At 64.0% G+C, this 16,172-nt stretch carries 17 protein-coding genes and 1 tRNA gene; 8 read left to right on the forward strand and 10 right to left on the reverse strand.

From position 1 onward, the window contains the following. Positions 1–108: 108 nt before the first annotated feature. The 6 genes from hpf to JQ616_RS26290 form a co-directional block, all read right to left on the reverse strand. Entirely contained in the window at positions 109–708 is a 600-nt protein-coding gene (hpf, locus tag JQ616_RS26265) for a ribosome hibernation-promoting factor, HPF/YfiA family (RefSeq protein WP_212019569.1), read from the reverse strand. A gap of 182 nt (positions 709–890) precedes the next feature. Next, positions 891–2,546, reverse strand: a complete 1,656-nt coding sequence (rpoN, locus tag JQ616_RS26270; RefSeq protein WP_212019571.1) for an RNA polymerase factor sigma-54 — start codon at positions 2,544–2,546, stop codon at positions 891–893. A gap of 90 nt (positions 2,547–2,636) precedes the next feature. Next, complete coding sequence (gene lptB / locus JQ616_RS26275; protein ID WP_212019573.1) at positions 2,637–3,620, reverse strand: LPS export ABC transporter ATP-binding protein; 984 nt, start codon at positions 3,618–3,620, stop codon at positions 2,637–2,639. Positions 3,621–4,031: 411 nt separating this feature from the next. After that, a complete protein-coding gene (locus JQ616_RS26280) occupies positions 4,032–4,754 on the reverse strand; it encodes an LptA/OstA family protein (protein WP_433996004.1) in 723 nt (240 codons plus the stop codon). A gap of 5 nt (positions 4,755–4,759) precedes the next feature. After that, positions 4,760–5,494: an LPS export ABC transporter periplasmic protein LptC gene (gene lptC / locus JQ616_RS26285; protein WP_212019577.1), complete on the reverse strand. Its 735-nt coding sequence runs from the start codon at positions 5,492–5,494 to the stop codon at positions 4,760–4,762. Between the two features lie 171 nt (positions 5,495–5,665). After that, a complete protein-coding gene (locus JQ616_RS26290; RefSeq protein ID WP_212019579.1) occupies positions 5,666–6,280 on the reverse strand; it encodes a ribonuclease H-like domain-containing protein in 615 nt (204 codons plus the stop codon). 365 nt (positions 6,281–6,645) lie between these two features. On the opposite strand from JQ616_RS26290, the gene JQ616_RS26295 reads away from it, so the two are divergent. Beyond that, complete coding sequence (locus JQ616_RS26295; protein WP_212019581.1) at positions 6,646–7,911, forward strand: MFS transporter; 1,266 nt, start codon at positions 6,646–6,648, stop codon at positions 7,909–7,911. Positions 7,912–8,012: 101 nt separating this feature from the next. On the opposite strand, the gene JQ616_RS26300 is transcribed toward JQ616_RS26295, so the two are convergent. Beyond that, positions 8,013–8,099: transfer RNA gene (locus JQ616_RS26300), tRNA-Leu, on the reverse strand. A 148-nt stretch (positions 8,100–8,247) separates the two neighbouring features. Between JQ616_RS26300 and JQ616_RS26305 the strand changes: the two genes are divergently transcribed. Continuing rightward, positions 8,248–9,216: a complex I NDUFA9 subunit family protein gene (locus JQ616_RS26305; RefSeq protein ID WP_212019583.1), complete on the forward strand. Its 969-nt coding sequence runs from the start codon at positions 8,248–8,250 to the stop codon at positions 9,214–9,216. A gap of 190 nt (positions 9,217–9,406) precedes the next feature. Here JQ616_RS26305 and JQ616_RS26310 read toward each other — a convergent pair whose 3' ends face one another. Further along, complete coding sequence (locus JQ616_RS26310; RefSeq protein ID WP_212019585.1) at positions 9,407–10,213, reverse strand: undecaprenyl-diphosphate phosphatase; 807 nt, start codon at positions 10,211–10,213, stop codon at positions 9,407–9,409. 264 nt (positions 10,214–10,477) lie between these two features. Between JQ616_RS26310 and JQ616_RS26315 the strand changes: the two genes are divergently transcribed. Genes JQ616_RS26315 through JQ616_RS26325 form a run of 3 tightly spaced genes read left to right on the forward strand, consistent with a single transcriptional unit; the run spans position 10,478 to position 13,138 of the window. Next, entirely contained in the window at positions 10,478–11,170 is a 693-nt protein-coding gene (locus tag JQ616_RS26315; protein ID WP_050628049.1) for a glutathione S-transferase family protein, read from the forward strand. After that, a complete protein-coding gene (gene queG / locus JQ616_RS26320; RefSeq protein ID WP_212019587.1) occupies positions 11,119–12,306 on the forward strand; it encodes a tRNA epoxyqueuosine(34) reductase QueG in 1,188 nt (395 codons plus the stop codon). Before JQ616_RS26315 ends, queG begins: the two co-directional genes overlap by 52 nt. A 34-nt stretch (positions 12,307–12,340) precedes the next feature. Continuing rightward, entirely contained in the window at positions 12,341–13,138 is a 798-nt protein-coding gene (locus JQ616_RS26325; protein WP_212019589.1) for a thioesterase family protein, read from the forward strand. A 20-nt stretch (positions 13,139–13,158) separates the two neighbouring features. Here the strand turns inward: JQ616_RS26325 and JQ616_RS26330 are convergent, their stop codons facing one another. Beyond that, on the reverse strand, positions 13,159–13,626 hold the full coding sequence (locus JQ616_RS26330) for a nuclear transport factor 2 family protein (protein ID WP_212019591.1): 468 nt from the start codon (positions 13,624–13,626) through the stop codon (positions 13,159–13,161). A gap of 23 nt (positions 13,627–13,649) precedes the next feature. Continuing rightward, the gene (locus JQ616_RS26335; protein WP_212019593.1) at positions 13,650–14,438 is read right to left on the reverse strand and encodes an alpha/beta hydrolase; all 789 of its coding nucleotides are present in this window, start codon (positions 14,436–14,438) and stop codon (positions 13,650–13,652) included. A 228-nt stretch (positions 14,439–14,666) separates the two neighbouring features. Here JQ616_RS26335 and infC point away from each other — a divergent pair, with 228 nt between their 5' ends. The 3 genes from infC to rplT all read left to right on the forward strand — a co-directional run bounded on the left by infC (position 14,667) and on the right by rplT (position 16,150). Beyond that, positions 14,667–15,206 carry a translation initiation factor IF-3 gene (gene infC, locus JQ616_RS26340; protein WP_024584293.1) on the forward strand — a complete coding sequence of 180 codons (540 nt, stop codon included), beginning with the start codon at positions 14,667–14,669 and terminating at the stop codon, positions 15,204–15,206. 308 nt (positions 15,207–15,514) lie between these two features. Continuing rightward, positions 15,515–15,715 (forward strand): 50S ribosomal protein L35, encoded by a 201-nt coding sequence (gene rpmI, locus JQ616_RS26345; RefSeq protein WP_008539890.1) that lies wholly within the window; start codon positions 15,515–15,517, stop codon positions 15,713–15,715. Positions 15,716–15,790: 75 nt separating this feature from the next. Then, entirely contained in the window at positions 15,791–16,150 is a 360-nt protein-coding gene (gene rplT, locus JQ616_RS26350; RefSeq protein ID WP_018269297.1) for a 50S ribosomal protein L20, read from the forward strand. Positions 16,151–16,172 lie beyond the last annotated feature (22 nt).

Below are 16,172 nucleotides of genomic sequence, written 5' to 3' on the forward strand. Positions count from 1 at the left end.
ATCGGCGGTGCCAACACCTGCGAACCCTGTTCCGCCCCCCTTATTCCCGGAGGCGGCGGACCATAAGCAGGGCTGGCTTCTAACGTCAATGCCATCGGACAACTATCCTCAGGGGCTCACCGCGGGCGGATCGACCCAGCCGACATTGCCGTCCGTGCGGCGGTATATGATGTTCAACCGGCCACTGCCGCCATGCTGGAACACCAGGCAGGAGGCGCCGGACAGATCGAGCTCCATCACGGCTTCGCTGACCGACAGCCGCTTCAGCGCGGTGGTTGCCTCGGCAATGATCACGGGGCTGTATTCGGTGACCTCGTCCTCGTTCTCGGGCGCCTCGATCACGTAGCTCGGCGCGTCGAGCCCTGCGCCGTTCAATTCGGCAAGTGCTGCGGTCGCAGCGTAAGTCTTGCGGGCGGAGCGGTCCTTGAGCCGGCTCTTGTAGCGGCGCAGGCGCTTCTCGATCATCAGGAGCGCAGCATCGGCGCTGGCATAGGCGTCGGCGGCGTTGGATTCGGCTTCCAGCGTGATGCCGGAATCCAGATGCAGCGCGCAGTCGGTTCGGAAGCCGAAGCCATCCTTGCTCAGCGTGATGTGACCGGAATAGTTGCCATCAAAATACTTTCGCAGGACCTCGTCGGTGCGGTCGCTGACGCGCGCCCGAAGCGCCTCGCCGATGCTGATGCTCTTTCCCGAGATACGAAGGGTCATTTGATGCCTCAATTGCTGGATGCCTCGATCACTCTTGCAGGAGCATGATGTTTGCTGGGCTTCCGGTCACCTCCCTGTCTGGACGACGCTTTACCTGGAGATTGAGACTATTCCGATTTGGCGCGAACGCAACGAGCGCATGGCCCGCTCCGTACTCCGACGGGGGATGCTCAAGAAGTAACCTAAACGGGGGCTGTATCGCGCGAGCGGTCGGGCGAGGAGGCAGGAGCCGAGAGGGCATTACCGAGCATGCTCTGTTTGTCACGGCGGCGCTGCACCGAGGATGGTATCCGCATCGCCTCGCGATATTTCGCGACGGTGCGGCGGGCAATATCAATGCCCGAGGCGCGCAAACGTTCCACGATCGTGTCGTCGGACAGGATCGCCGACGGCGCCTCGCCGTCGATCAACTGCTTGATGTGGTGACGCACCGCTTCGGCCGAATGCGCCTCGCCGCCGTCGGCGGACGCGATCGACGCGGTGAAAAAATACTTCAATTCAAAACTGCCGCGATTGGTCGCCATGTATTTGTTGGCGGTGACGCGCGACACCGTCGATTCATGCATCTGGATCGCGTCCGCGACCGCTTTCAGATTGAGCGGCCGCAAATGCGCGACGCCATAGGTGAAGAAGCCGTCCTGCTGGCGCACGATTTCGGTCGCGACCTTCAGGATGGTGCGGGCGCGCTGATCGAGCGCGCGCACCAGCCAGGTCGCGTTCTGCAGGCAGTCGGTGAAGTAGGATTTATCACCGTCCTTGCGGATCGTCTTCGACAGCTCAGAGTAATAGGTCTGGTTGACCAGCACGCGCGGCAGAGTGTCGCTGTTGAGTTCGACATGCCAGCCACCGTCGGGACCCGGACGCACATAGACGTCGGGCACCATGGTCTGTGTCCGCGAGGTGCCGAACTTCAGCCCGGGTTTCGGATCGAGCCGGCGGATCTCCGCGATCATATCGGTGATGTCTTCGTCGTCGACCCCGCAGAGCTTTCGCAGGGCCGCGATGTCGCGCTTGGCGAGCAGGTCGAGATGCTCGACCAGCGCCTGCATTGCCGGATCGTAGCGATCGAGCTCGCGCAGCTGGATCGCCAGGCACTCGCTCAAATTACGCGCGCACACGCCCGGCGGATCGAATTTCTGCAGCACCGCGACGACCTCGTCGACCGCCTGCTGCGATGCACCGAGCCGTTCGGCGGCCTGGCCGAGATCGGCCGGCAGATAGCCGGCGTCATCGACCAGGTCGATCAGGTACTGCCCGATCATGCGCTGCGCCGGCGCCGAGAACGCCACCGCGAGCTGTTCGGCGAGGTGATCGGTGAGCGTCAGCTCGGCGGCCACGAAGGCTTCGAGATTGTACTCGTCGTCGCTGGAGGCGCCACCGCCCCATTCGGTATAGACCGACGGGGGCGCATCCTGCGCGGCGCGCGCGGCGGCTTCCGCTGGCTCCTCGGAGAATACGTTGTCGAGACCGGTATCGAGCGTCTGCTCGATCTCGGCGCGGGTGCCGAGGTCGCGGTTCAGCCACTCCTCCTGGCCGGGTTCGAAGGCGGCCTCGCCGCCCGAACCTGCGGCCATGTCGGACGAGTCGCCCTCATCCCCGTAGCTGCTGGAACCGTCGGAATCGCCGTAGTCCGCCCGCTCCATGGTCGGCTCGCCGGCCACAGGGGGCTCCGGCCCGTCGGCCGCCCGCTCGAGCAGCGGATTGCGCTCCAGCTCTTCCTCGACAAAGGTCGACAGATCCAGGTTCGACAGTTGCAGCAGCTTGATCGCCTGCATCAGCTGCGGCGTCATCACCAGCGACTGCGACTGGCGGAACTCTAGTCTTTGCGTCAGTGCCATGGAGGCAAGATCGACCCTGAAAGTTGGCTCGATTCTTGCTTATCTTAGTCCGTGAAGCTTGTACACGGCTTGACTGATGCAATTTTTGGGCTAGAGGCGGAATTCCTCGCCAAGGTAAAGCCGGCGTACATCGGGATCGTTAACGATCTCCTCCGGGCTGCCCTCAGTCAAGATCTCACCGGCATAGACGATGTAGGCGCGGTCGGTCAGGCCGAGCGTCTCGCGGACATTGTGGTCGGTGATGAGCACGCCGATGCCGCGGTTGGTGAGATGGCGGACCAGGTCCTGGATGTCGCCGACCGCGATCGGATCGATGCCGGCGAACGGCTCGTCGAGCAGCATGTAATTGGGCCGCGTCGCCAGCGCGCGCGCGATTTCGACGCGGCGGCGCTCGCCGCCGGACAGCGCGATCGACGGGCTCTTGCGCAGCCGCGTGATGTTGAACTCGTCGAGCAGCGAATCCAGCTCGTGCTCGCGCTTCTTCTTCGAGGGCTCGACGACCTCGAGCACGGCGCGGATGTTCTGCTCCACCGTCAGGCCGCGGAAGATCGAGGCTTCCTGCGGCAGATAGCCGATGCCGAGCCGTGCGCGCTGGTACATCGGCAGCTTGGTGACGTCGTGGCCGTCGAGCTCGATCGCGCCCCGATCGGCCTTGATCAGGCCGGTGATCATGTAGAACACGGTGGTCTTGCCCGCGCCGTTCGGCCCGAGCAGGCCGACTGCCTCGCCGCGGCGCACATAGATGCTGACGCCGCGCACGACCTGGCGGCTGCCGAAACTCTTTTCCACGCTATGTACAGCCAGATAGCCCGGCCGCTTGATCAGCTGGGGCGCCGCTGCGGCGTTGTTGCGGGCGGGCCGCGCACGCGCCGGGGCGGGCGCTGCAGCCGGTTGGGGTCGCAGCTCGACCGCGGGGGCCGACGCGGCGCGCGCCATCGGCGGCGCATCGCGCACCGGCGACGCCAGCATTTCGCCGAACTGGTCGTCGAGTGCCGTGATGTCGTCATGCGAGCGCGCAAATCCGGAACTGCGTTTCGCAGGGCGCCGCCGGAACATGCCGAGAAAATCCACCATCCCCGCTTCGCTTCAGCCTTTCACGGATTCCGCGACTTTTGCCTGCGGACCAATCGATTCGCACGCGAAGGCGCAAGCATGAGCCGGAAAACTGAACACCGGCCTTCCTTCGCAACAAAAGCGGACGCGTTTGCGGCGGAGATCATGCTCAAACAACACGGCAAAGCGCGATCACCCGCGCCTTGAATGAATGGATGCCCCTCCGGCCGACAAGACTCCCCCTCAAGACGCATCGTTCGGCCGGGCCGCAGCAGTAGATACAGTCTCGCCCCGCGCGCTTCAACCTCGCGGCCGCAAAATATTATCTAATGCATTGATTTATCTTGTCTTTGGTGGCTTGGCGAAAGCTGACGGGGAGCTTACGGGCCTGTTCGCGGCCAGAAGCCCTCATGGCAATCTCACTACCGGTCGTTATTTCGGCTTGCTGCCGGGAATCAGCTGAAGCGGCGCGGGGGCCGCGCCGGGGGCGGCCGGCGTTCCGCAGCCGCCCTTGCCGTTCTGCCCACCCTGCGACTGGATGAACAGGCCCTGCACCTTGCCGCTGTCGGATTCCACCCGCGAGACGCCGGTGGTCATATCGACCAGCAGACGATCGCCGCGCAGCACGTTTTGGCACTGGGTCAGCACCACCTGGCTCCCGCCGCCGCCGAGCATGGTGATCAAATTGGTCTTGGTGTCAAAGATCGCGGTCTCGCCGGTGACGACCTGATCCTTCTGGGTGACGACGACATTGCCCTTCGCCTCCAGCCGCTTGATCGAGGACGCGCCGCCGGGGCCGGGCGTCGCCGACTGCATCGGCGCCGCGCCTTTGGCGGAAGCGGCCTTGGTGCCGGCCGGCGCAGGCGCCGGCGTCTGGGTCGATTTGTCCTCGTAGAACACGACCAGGATCTTCGAGGTCATGGTGGTGTCGCCCTGCACGACCTTCACATTGCCGGAGAAGGTCGCCTCCTTCTTCTTGTCGCGCATTTCGAGCGCCGCGGCCTCGATCTGGATCGGCTGGTCGCGGTTCTGCGAAAAGCCCTGCATGGCGTTGGGAACGCCGCTCATCGTGCCCTGCGCAGATGCCGCGCCGGCTGCGAGCAGCGCAAGCAGGAAGGCCGCAATGACCGTGCCGTACGGAAAACGTCTCATCATCAAAATCATTTCGGGTTGGCGGATTTGCGCACCTTCGGCGTCGCCGGAGGAGGAGGTGGCGGTGCGGGCTCGGCTTGCGGGCTCGGATTGTTGTCGCCGAGCTTGTCGAGATACATCACGACATTGCCTTCGAAGCGCACGAGCTCGCCGCTGTTGTAGATCCTGAGCCGGTCGGATGTCAGCGTCCCCTGGAGCAGCTTGACATCAACGTGCTCGTCCGACGACACGTTGCCCTTGTTGATGTCGACGAAGGCCTGCGTCAGCTTCGCTTCATAGCCGGTGGACGACTGCAGGAAGATATCCTGGCGCAAATCGAGAAGCTGCTTCTTGTTGTCGAAGAAGCCGGTGCGCGCATCCATCGTGACCGTCGACTCGTCCTGCTGCGCCACCTTGGCGCGGATCGTCTTCAGCTCGACATGGTCGGGATCGGTGACGTCCTGGATCGCCGCCTTGGCCCACATCTCATAAGGCCGGCCGTCGGTGGAGAAGCCGGCGATGTGCGGCGATTCCATCGTGATCTTGGTGCCGGACACCACGAGGTTGTCCATCTCGACCGGCAGCTTGGGGATCATTTCGCGGAATGGATTGTAGACCGAGACGAAGATGATCGAGGCCATCGCCAGCCCGACCACCGCGGGCACCGCGACGCGCAGGATCCGCACCATGCGGCTGTGCCGCGCGGCGGCGGCAAAGCGCGCCTCGAGGCCCGTCACATAGGCTGGATTCTGAACCGAATTCACCTGAGCTCCAGAGGCACGAAATTGCCCCTATTCTAGCCGGAGCCGCCCAATTATGCAGCCCGGACCTCGCGTCGCGCCCCTGCGGGAGACCACGCGTGAACAGTTTGGCCGAAACGGGGCGGAACCGGCCCCGCCGCGAACGAATTCGCGCCTCATCATTAATAGGCGAAATCACGAATGGGCGAAGATGTCCTCGGCCTCCCAGCCATCGAGATCGAGCCTGGCGCGAGCGGGCAAGAAATCGAAGCAGGCCTGAGCGAGGTCGGAGCGTCCTTCGCGCGCCAGCATGACGTTCAACTTTTCGCGCAACGCATGCAAATGCAGCACGTCGGACGCGGCATAGGCGAGCTGGGCTTCGCTGAGGCTCTGCGCGCCCCAGTCGCTTGACTGCTGCTGCTTCGAAAGTTCGACGTTCAACACCTCGCGCACCAGATCCTTGAGGCCGTGGCGGTCGGTATAGGTGCGTGCCAGCCGCGAGGCGATCTTGGTGCAATAGACCGGCGTCGGCATCACGCCGAAGGTGTTGTAGAGCACCGCGACGTCGAACCGCGCGAAATGGAAGATCTTGGTGATCTTGGGATTGGCGAGCAGCGCCTTCAGATTCGGCGAATCGGTATGGCCCTTCGGAATCTGGATCACGTCGGCGGTGCCGTCGCCGTTCGACATCTGTACCACGCAGAGCCGGTCGCGATGCGGATGCAGCCCCATGGTCTCGGTGTCGATCGCAACGGAATCGGTGTAGCGCGTGAGATCGGGCAGGTCGCCGCGATGCAGGCGGATGGTCATGAAATAAGGCCTCGGGTCTCGGTTCGATTCGACGGGCGACACTAGCCCCCAAACGCCCGGGATGCGAGCGGATAGGCGGGCACCGGGCCGCTCAGTGGGGGTTGCGCCCGCTCTTGCCATATCCTGACAGGACTGCCCAGCACCGCGTGAACCCTGTTGCATTTGGATCACGCTGCAATTCAAACGATTGGCGACTGGATGATCCGAAGCCCCGCAATACCCATATGGAGGAACGGGTTTCTCGCGGTTCTCGATCACACTTCCGCGCATTTTTTTTGCACGTCCGCGCCGATGAAATCGACGAACGGGCGCCCCATCTGAGCCCAGCCGCTCGCACGTCCTACTCATCTTCAGAAATGAGCCTCATGTCGGAACAGACCATCGCCGCGCCGATCGATGACCAGCAGGAGCGCGGCTTTTCGCGCTATCAAACGTTTCTGATCGCGCTGCTCGCCTTCACGCAATTCACCCTGATCCTCGACTTCATCATCATGTCGCCGCTCGGCGCCATCCTGATGCCGTCGCTCAACATCACGGCCGGGCAGTTCGGCGTCGCCGTGTCGGCCTATGCGTTCGCGGCCGGCATCTCCGGCATCCTCGCCGCCGGCTTTGCCGATCGCTTCGACCGCAAGCGGATGCTGCTGTTCTTCTATGTCGGCTTCACCTTCGGCACCGTGCTGTGCGCATTGGCGCAGAATTTCCACGTGCTGCTGCTCGGCCGCATCGTCACCGGCCTGTTCGGCGGCGTGATCGGCTCCGTGGTGCTCGCGATCGTCACCGACCTGTTCCCGCTGCAGCTGCGCGGCCGGGTGATGGGCTTCATCCAGACCGCGTTCGCAGCGAGCCAGGTGCTCGGCGTGCCCGCCGGACTTTTCCTGGCCAATCACTGGAACTGGCACATCTGCTTCGTCGCCATCGTCGGCCTGTCGATCGCTGCGATCGCCACCATCGTGCTGTTCATGGAGCCGGTCGACGGCCATCTCAAGCTGCAGCACGACCGCAACCCGTTCCAGCATTTGATCGCGACCGTAGCGCAGCCGCGCTACACGCTGGCCTTCATGGTGACGACGCTGCTGGCGACCGGCGGCTTCATGCTGATGCCGTTCGGCAGCGCCTTCACCGTGCACAATCTCGGCATCGACATCGTCCATCTGCCGACGATCTACCTGGTCTCCGGCCTGTTCAGCATCCTGATGGGGCCGCTGGTCGGCCGCGCCAGCGATGCGTTCGGCAAATACCCGACCTTCATCTTCGGCTGCGTGGTGTCGGCCATCATGGTGCTGATCTACACCCATCTCGGCCACGTCTCGCTGCTGACTGCGATCATCGTCAATGTGCTGATGTTCGTCGGCATCTTCTCGCGCATGATCCCGTCGCAGGCGCTGATGTCGGCGATCCCCGACGCCAGCCAGCGCGGCGCATTCAGCGCGGTCTCAGCCTCGGTGCAGCAGCTCTCGGGCGGACTGGGCTCGGTGGTCGCCGCCGCGATCGTCGCCGAGAATGCGGACGGCTCGCTGCTGCATTTCGACCGGATCGGCTACGTCGTCGTGGCGAGCTCGATGATCTCGATGATCGCGATGTACTTCGTGCAGAAGCCGATCGCGCGGCGGAGCGGCAAGCGGGTGGTGTGAGGTAAACTCGCCCGTACTCCGCCACCTCATCCTCAGCGGGCCACGGCTTCGCCGCACCCACCCTCCGGATGCTGAGCGATTTCAATCGCTTAAAAAGGGGGTGGTGCCCAGGAAAGGACTCGAACCTTCACGGCCGTTAAGCCACTGGCACCTGAAGCCAGCGCGTCTACCAATTCCGCCACCTGGGCATGTGGAGCGGCTTAGTAAGGATCGGTTACGCGCTTGTCAAATTCGCGATCGAAAATTCAAATAGCCTGTACAGGATTGGGCTGATGGCGTATCGCGAGAAGCGCTAAATGCGCTCAATCGCTCTCGAATCCGGCAGGAATGGACCTCATGGCATCGAACCTGGAAACGCTCGTCACGGTCTTCGGCGGATCGGGTTTTCTGGGACGCAACGTGGTCCGGGCGCTGTGCAAGCGCGATTATCGCGTGCGAGTCGCGGTGCGGCGGCCCGAACTGGCCTTCCACCTGCAGCCGCTCGGCCGCGTCGGGCAGATTCATGCCGTCCAGGCCAATGTGCGCTACCCGGCCTCGGTCGAGGCGGCGATGCGTGATTCGCATATTGCCATCAACCTGGTCGGCATTCTGGCCGAGGGCGGCGGGCAGAGCTTTGACGCCGTGCAGGTGAAGGGCGCCGAGGCGATCGCCAAGGCCGCAACTGCGGCCGGTGCCCGGATGGTCCATGTCTCGGCGATCGGCGCCGATAAGGATTCGGCCTCTGGCTATTACCGCGCCAAGGCGGACGGCGAGCAGGCGGTGCTGGCGGCCCTGCCGCAGGCCACCATCATGCGGCCGTCGCTGCTGTTCGGGCCCGAGGATCAATTCACCAACCGCTTTGCGGCGCTAGCGCGGATGTCGCCGGTGCTGCCGCTGGTCGGCGGCGGGGCCAACAAGTTGCAGCCGGCCTATGTCGCCGATGTCGCCGACGCCGTGGCCGATGCCGTGGACGGCAAAGCGAAGGCCGGCGCCACCTACGAGCTCGGCGGGCCTGAGGTGCTGACCATGCGCGAGGTGATGGAGATCATCCTCCAGATCACTCAGCGCGATCGCATGCTGGCGCCGCTGCCGTTCGGCCTCGCCAAGCTGCAATCCTATGTCCTGCAATTCGCGCCGGGCCCGTTCACGCTGACGCCGGACCAGGTCGCGATGCTGCGGTCGGACAATGTGGTGTCGGACGCCGCCAAGGCCGCCGGCCTGACATTTGCCGGCCTCGGCATCACGCCGGATTCGATGGAAGCGGTGGCCCCGCAGTATCTGTGGCGCTTCCGCGCGACGGGGCAATTCCAGAAGAAGAGCGCTTAAGCAGCTCTTTCCCGTCGTCCCGGCCAAGCCAACGGGTCGCGCGAACGCGCGCCCGATGACAGGCTCCGCGCGAGCCGGGACCCATAACCACCGCTATTCAAGATGGGCGCGCTGTAGTCCAAGCTTGTTCTAACAACACAGGCCTGTGGTTATAGGTCCCTGCTTACGCAGGGACGACAGCGGAGAATGCTTACCTTCCCATCGCCAGCGCGATCAGGCCGAGGGTGCCGACGATCACGCGCCACCAGGCAAAGAAGGTGAAGCCGCGGCGGGTCACGAAGTTGAGGAACGCCCGCACCACGATCATCGCGGTGATGAACGACACCACGAAGCCGACCGCGATCACGCTGAGACCATCGGACGTGAAGTCGCCGCGGTTCTTGTAGAAGTCATAGGCGAACGCGCCGACCATGGTCGGGATCGCTAGGAAGAACGAGAACTCCGCCGCCGAGCGCTTGTCGGCGCCGAGCAGCATCGCAGCCACGATGCTGGCGCCGGAGCGCGACACGCCGGGAACCATCGCCAGGCACTGCGCGACGCCGATCCAGAAATACATCAGCAGCGGGAACCGGGTCGCATCGTCCTCGTACACTTTGAGATCGAGCTGATCGACCCAGAGCAACACGGCGCCGCCCACGATCAGCGTGAAGCAGACCACCCACGGATTGAACAGGAATTCCTTGATGTACTTGCCGGCGATCAGGCCGATCACGACTGCGGGCAGGAACGCCACCAGCACGCCGATCACGAAGCGGCGGTCGTCGGGATTGGAGAACATGCCGAGCGCGACGCGCCACAGTTTGGTGAAGTACAGCACGAGGATCGCCAGGATCGCGCCGAGCTGAATCAGGATCGCGAAGCTCTTCCAGAAATTGCCTTCGCCGAGATTGAAGAAGCGTTCTGCAAGCAGCAGGTGGCCCGTGGACGAGACCGGCAGGAACTCGGTGACGCCCTCCACGATGCCGAGAATCACCGCCCGCAGCATATCCGTCATCATGATGTGGCCTGTCCTGTGTGGAAAACGGGATTCTTCTCGCTTATTCGCACATTGGCCGCAATCGCAAAAAATCGTCAAACAATGGGTTACCCGGCCGATTTGCTGGGCTATAGCGTTTTTGTGACCCGCACCATCTGCGGGGGTGACTACCGGTTTGTGTGCTGACGCGACATAGAGACGACCGGAACTGGTCTGGCCAAGGGCACAGGTCCTGACCGCACAGGTTGATGGTTTCTTAATCGCCGTGAATCTACCAAGGGCTTCATGTACACGCTGTATCACCATCCGTTCTGTCCGCATTCGCGCTTCATTCGCCTCGTGCTCGGCGAGTACGGTCTCGATCTGCGCCTGGTGGAGGAACGGGTGTGGGAGCGGCGCGAGGCGTACCTTGCGCTCAATCCGGCGGCGACCACGCCGGTGTTGATCGCCGAGGGTTTTCCGCCGATTCCGGGCGCGCCGATCATCGCCGAATATGTCGACGAGACGCATGGGCTGGATGCCGGCGAGCGGCGGCTGTTGCCGACATCGTCGGCCGAACGCGTCGAGGTGCGCCGGCTGATGGCGTGGTTCAACGAGAAATTCTTCGAGGAAGCCTCCAACCCGCTGGTGACCGAGCGGATCTACAAGCGCTTCATGAGCGAGGACAATGGCGGCGGCCCGCCCGCGCCGGACATCATGCGCGCCGCCAAGGTCAATGTGCGCTATCATCTGAGCTATATCGGCTGGCTGGCGAAGACGCGGAACTATCTCGCCGGCGACCGCCTGACCTACGCGGATCTCGCCGCCGCGGCGCATCTCTCGGCGATCGACTATCTGGGCGACGTGCCATGGAGCGAGGACGACGCGGCAAAGGCGTGGTACGCGCGGGTGAAGTCCCGCCCGTCGTTCCGCCCGCTGCTCAGCGAGTGGCTGGCGGGGGTGCCGGCGTCGCGGACCTATGTGGATCTCGACTTCTGAACCCGGCAGTCCGGCTCTCGCCATCCGATCTCAAGGCGGCGCTTGTGCGCGAGGCGCGCGCGCTCGGCTTCGATGCCATCGGCTTCACCGCGCCTGGTGCGACCGGCGCAGCCGGAAAATACTTTCTCGAATTCCTCGGCTCCGGCGGCCATGGCGACATGGACTGGCTCGCAGCCAATCCGGAGCGGCGCGCCGACCCGCGCGTGCTGTGGTCTGGCGTGCGCTCGATCATCATGCTCGGCGTCAATTACGGTCCCGACGACAGTCCACTCGATATTCTCGGGCGCCGCTCGCACGGCGCGATCTCGGTCTATGCGCAGGGCGACGACTATCACGACGTCATCAAGAAGCGGCTCAAGATCCTCGCACGATGGCTGGCTGCGATGACCGGCGACGAGGTGAAGGTGTTCGTCGACACCGCCGCCGTGATGGAGAAGCCGCTGGCGCAGGCGGCCGGGATCGGCTGGCAGGGCAAGCACACCAATCTGGTGTCGCGCGAATTCGGCTCCTGGCTGTTTCTCGGCGCGATCTATTCGGCGACCGAGCTGCCGCACGACGAGGGCGAAGCCGATCATTGCGGCAGCTGCAACGCCTGCCAGGATATCTGCCCGACCGCGGCGTTTCCCGCCCCCTACAAGCTCGATGCGCGGCGCTGCATCTCGTATCTCACGATCGAGAACAAGGGCCCGATCCCGCACGAATTCCGCAAGGCCATCGGCAACCGCATCTATGGCTGCGACGATTGCCTCGCAGTGTGTCCGTGGAACAAGTTCGCGCAAGAAAGCCGCGAGCAGAAGCTCGCCGCGCGCGATGCGTTGCGTGCGCCTGCGCTCGCAGAGCTCGCGCGGCTCGACGACGCCGCGTTTCGCGCGCTCTTCACGAAATCGCCGGTCAAGCGCATCGGTCGCGACCGCTTCCTCCGCAATGTGCTGATCGCGATCGGCAACTCCGGCGATGCCAACCTTGCCGACGAAGCGCGACGCCTGCTCGACGATGCCAGCCCGCTGGTGCGCGGCGCGGCGGTGTGGGCGCTCGCGCAGCTGCTCGCGCGCGACGCGTTCACGGCATTGGCGTCACGGGCCGGCGCTGAGCCCGACATCACCGTGCAGCAGGAGTGGCGCGCGGCGGCCTCTTGATTTCAGCGCGCCGTTCCCGTCATGGTCGGAGGCCATGACAAACCAGCCATTTTTCACCCGGCACGGCGACGGCTTCATGCCGACATCAGTTGCCAACGGACCGTGGAGTCCGGAATCCCTGCACGGCCGCGTCGTGATCGGCCTGCTCGCCTTCGCCATCGAGGAGCGCCACGGCTCTGACGAGTTCGTGCCCGCGCGGCTGACCGTCGACATGTTCCGGCTGCCCAACATCACGACACCGATCGAGGTGACGACCAGGCTCGTCCGCGACGGCATGCGCATCAAGATGATCGAGGCCGAATTTCTCTCCGGCGGCACCAGCATGGCGCGCGCTACCTGCCAGCTGTTGCGCAGGACGGAAAATGCGCCCGGCAATGTGTGGTCGCCGCCGAACTGGCAGGTGCCTGCGCCGGCAGACATTCCGAAGCCGACCGATCCCCGGCTCGGCATGAACGGCAAATGGGAAACGCGGCCGATTATCGGCCACATGGGATCGCTCGGCGAGCGGCGGCTCTGGATGAGCGAGGTGCGCGAACTCGTCGAAGGCGTGAGGATGACGCCGTTCGTCCATGTCGCGACCGGTGCGGACTTCGCCAGCCCCTTTGCGAACGCCGGCGACCAGGGCCTCGGCTACATCAACAGCGACGTCACGATCTATCTGCACCGTTTGCCGGTGACCAACTGGATCGGCTTCGAGGTCGTCAACCACCACGCCACCGACGGCATCGCGATCGGCGAATGCTGGCTCTATGACGAGCAAGGCCCGATCGGCACCTCGACTGTGGCCGCGCTGGCACAGCGCAAGCCGATGACCAATCCGCCGCCACCGTAACCGTCATTCCGGGGCGCAGCTCACACGAGATGCCGCTGCATCTCCGGCCGCGCCTTCAGGGCAACGCCCTGCTTGCCGACGATCTTGGCGATCCGCTCCGGCGCGAAGTTCAGATCGACGAAGGCGGGCGCGGTGTTGGCGACCTCGTGGTACTCCGTGATCTTGCCGTCGCGCAGCCGCATGATCGCGACGCCCTCGAACATCGCACGCGCGCCCTTGGCTTCCGGCAGGATCGAGCGGTAGCTGAACGTGTAGCGCGCGTAGAGCGTTTTGCCGTCGCTGACGGGATCGTGCATCACCCAGCGGAAATCGGTCGCGGTCCGGTAGAACCAGTCGTCGATCATCTCGGCGATTTTGGCGTGGCCCGCGAACGCGCCGTAGAACACGTCGTGATACACGCCGTCCTCGGTGAAGAGACCGGCAAAGGCCTTGCCGTTGCGCTGCTCGACCGCGTCGCAGAACGCGCGCAGCATCGTTGTCGTGTCCATTGGTTTCTCCCTGTACAGGGATCTTAGCCGATCTCCGCCACTGCGGCGATGATGCGCGCGATGTCTTGCGGCCGCGACAGCCGGTGGTCGCCGTCCTGGATCATGGTCAGCACCACGTCCTCGGCCGGCAGGCGGTGCACCAGCGCGAAGGCGTGCTTCCACGGCACGTCGGGATCCTGCGCGCCCTGCAGGATGCGCACGGGACAGCCGACGTCGATCTTGCTGCCGAGCAGCAGGTGGTTGCGGCCCTCCTCGATCAGATTGCGGGTGATCGGATAGGGCGTGCCGTCGCCATATTCCGACGGCCTGAGCCACATGCCCTTGGTCTCGATCTCGGCGCGGATCTCCGGGGAGAAGCCCTTCCACATCAACTCCTCGGTGAAGTCGGGCGCCGGCGCGATCAGCACCAGGCCGGCGAGCTTGTCCTTGCCGCGCCTTGCGATCTCGCGCGCCAGCAGCAGCGCCATCCAGCCGCCCATCGAGGAGCCGATCACGACCTGCGGCCCGCGGCAGAACTGCGAGAACACAGCCAAGCTCTCCTCGAGCCAGCGGCCGATGGTGCCGTCGACGAATTCGCCGCCGGATTCGCCATGGCCGGAATAGTCGAACCGGACCGAGCTACGGCCGTGCTCGCCCGCCCACGCGTCGAGCGCGATCGCCTTGGTGCCGGACATGTCGGACTTGAAGCCGCCGAGCCAGAAAAGCCCCGGCGCGGCGCCGGCGCGGGCGCGCACCGCGATCCGGCGCGCCGCACTGCCCTCGCCGACCTCGATGAAGGCTGGTTCCTGTCCGGTTGCGGCGGTTTGGCTCATGGTTCGGTCACTCGCGTGTCAGAGATCTGGTTTTCAATCGTCGCGCGGCAGCGGTCAACGGCGGCAAGCCCGCCTTGCGGAGCAGAGGCACCCGCCATATGTGCCGGGCGTGGCTAAAATGCCTCGCAATTGACGGTTTTGCCGCTTAAAGGAGCGAGTTCGCTTGCCCGCCGCAGCGTCTTGCTTCAAAATATCCGCCTTCCCTTTCACAACTTTGGAGAGTTACCCATTCGCCGTCCCAATAGAGCCCCGCCCACAGTCGCAAAAGACGGGCCGCGCACCAATGATGAGATTCGCAACGCGCAGATCCAGCTGATCGATGCCGATGGTGTCAACAAGGGCACCGTCGAGACCATGGTTGCCATCAAGATGGCCATGGAAGCCGGCATGGACCTCGTCGAGATTTCGCCGAATGTCAGTCCTCCGGTCTGCAAGATCATGGACTACGGCAAGTACAAATATTCCGCGCAGAAAAAGGCCGCCGAGGCCCGCAAGAAGCAGAAGGTCGTCGAGATCAAGGAGATCAAGCTCCGCCCGATGATCGACGATCACGACTATGACGTGAAGATGCGCGCGATGCAGCGCTTCTTCGAGGAAGGCGACAAGGTCAAGATCACCTTGCGCTACCGCGGTCGTGAGATGGCGCACCAGGAGATCGGCACCAAGCTGCTCGACAAGGTGAAGGCCGACGTGGCCGAGTTCGCCAAGGTTGAGCAGGACGCGAAGTTCGAAGGCCGCCAGGTCGTGATGGTGCTGGCGCCACGCTAATTCGAATTAATTTGTAGGCCCTGTGACACGGCCCGTCAGTCGATCTGGCGGGCCGTTTCCTTTGGTAGCCGGATGTCCCGTAATCCGGTTCCGGCCCCGATTCCCGGCCTTCAAACGTTGCAAAACTGCCGATCCTCTGTCATAAGCCGGGCCTTCGCCGCCCGGCTGATCAAGGGCTGCCGTGGCGACGTTCAGTGCAGGTTCTTTCAATTCGGAAAAAACCCTAGCACTTTCAACGCTCTAACGAGCATTTTAGCCGGCCGAACGCCTCTCGGGGCGATATTCGTGCTGTGCGACAGGAGAGCCAAATGCCCAAGTTGAAGACCAAGTCGGGCGCCAAAAAGCGCTTCAAGGTGACTGCCACTGGCAAGGTCATGCACGCTCAGCGCGGCAAGCGCCACGGCATGATCAAGCGGACGAAGAAGCAGATTCGTCAGCTCCGCGGCACCCGCGTGCTGTTCAAGACCGACGGCGACAACGTCAAGAAGTACTTCTTGCCGAACGCCTGATCGCTCCGATCCGCTTGAACCCTCGCCGCGACTGCGCGGCGCCCCGTCACCTCTTCCAGATCAAGGATTTCCGTCATGTCTCGCGTCAAACGCGGTGTGACCGCTCACGCCAAGCACAAGAAAGTCTACAAGGCCGCCAAGGGCTATTACGGCCGCCGCAAGAACACCATCCGCGTCGCCAAGCAGGCGGTCGAAAAGGCCGGCCAGTACGCCTTCCGCGACCGCAAGCGCAAGAAGCGCACCTTCCGCGCGCTCTGGATCCAGCGCATCAACGCCGCGGTCCGTCCGTTCGGCATGACCTACAGCGTCTTCATCAACGGCCTGTCCAAGTCGGGTGTCGTGGTCGACCGCAAGGTGCTGTCGGATCTCGCGATCCACGAGCCGGTGGCGTTCCAGGCGATCGCCGAGAAGGCCAAGGCTGCCCTCGCAGCCTGATCCTGACCGCCGCTTCTAGCGG

The organism is Bradyrhizobium tropiciagri (assembly GCF_018130545.1).
In the GTDB taxonomy this organism is placed as follows: Bacteria; Pseudomonadota; Alphaproteobacteria; order Rhizobiales; family Xanthobacteraceae; genus Bradyrhizobium; species Bradyrhizobium tropiciagri_A.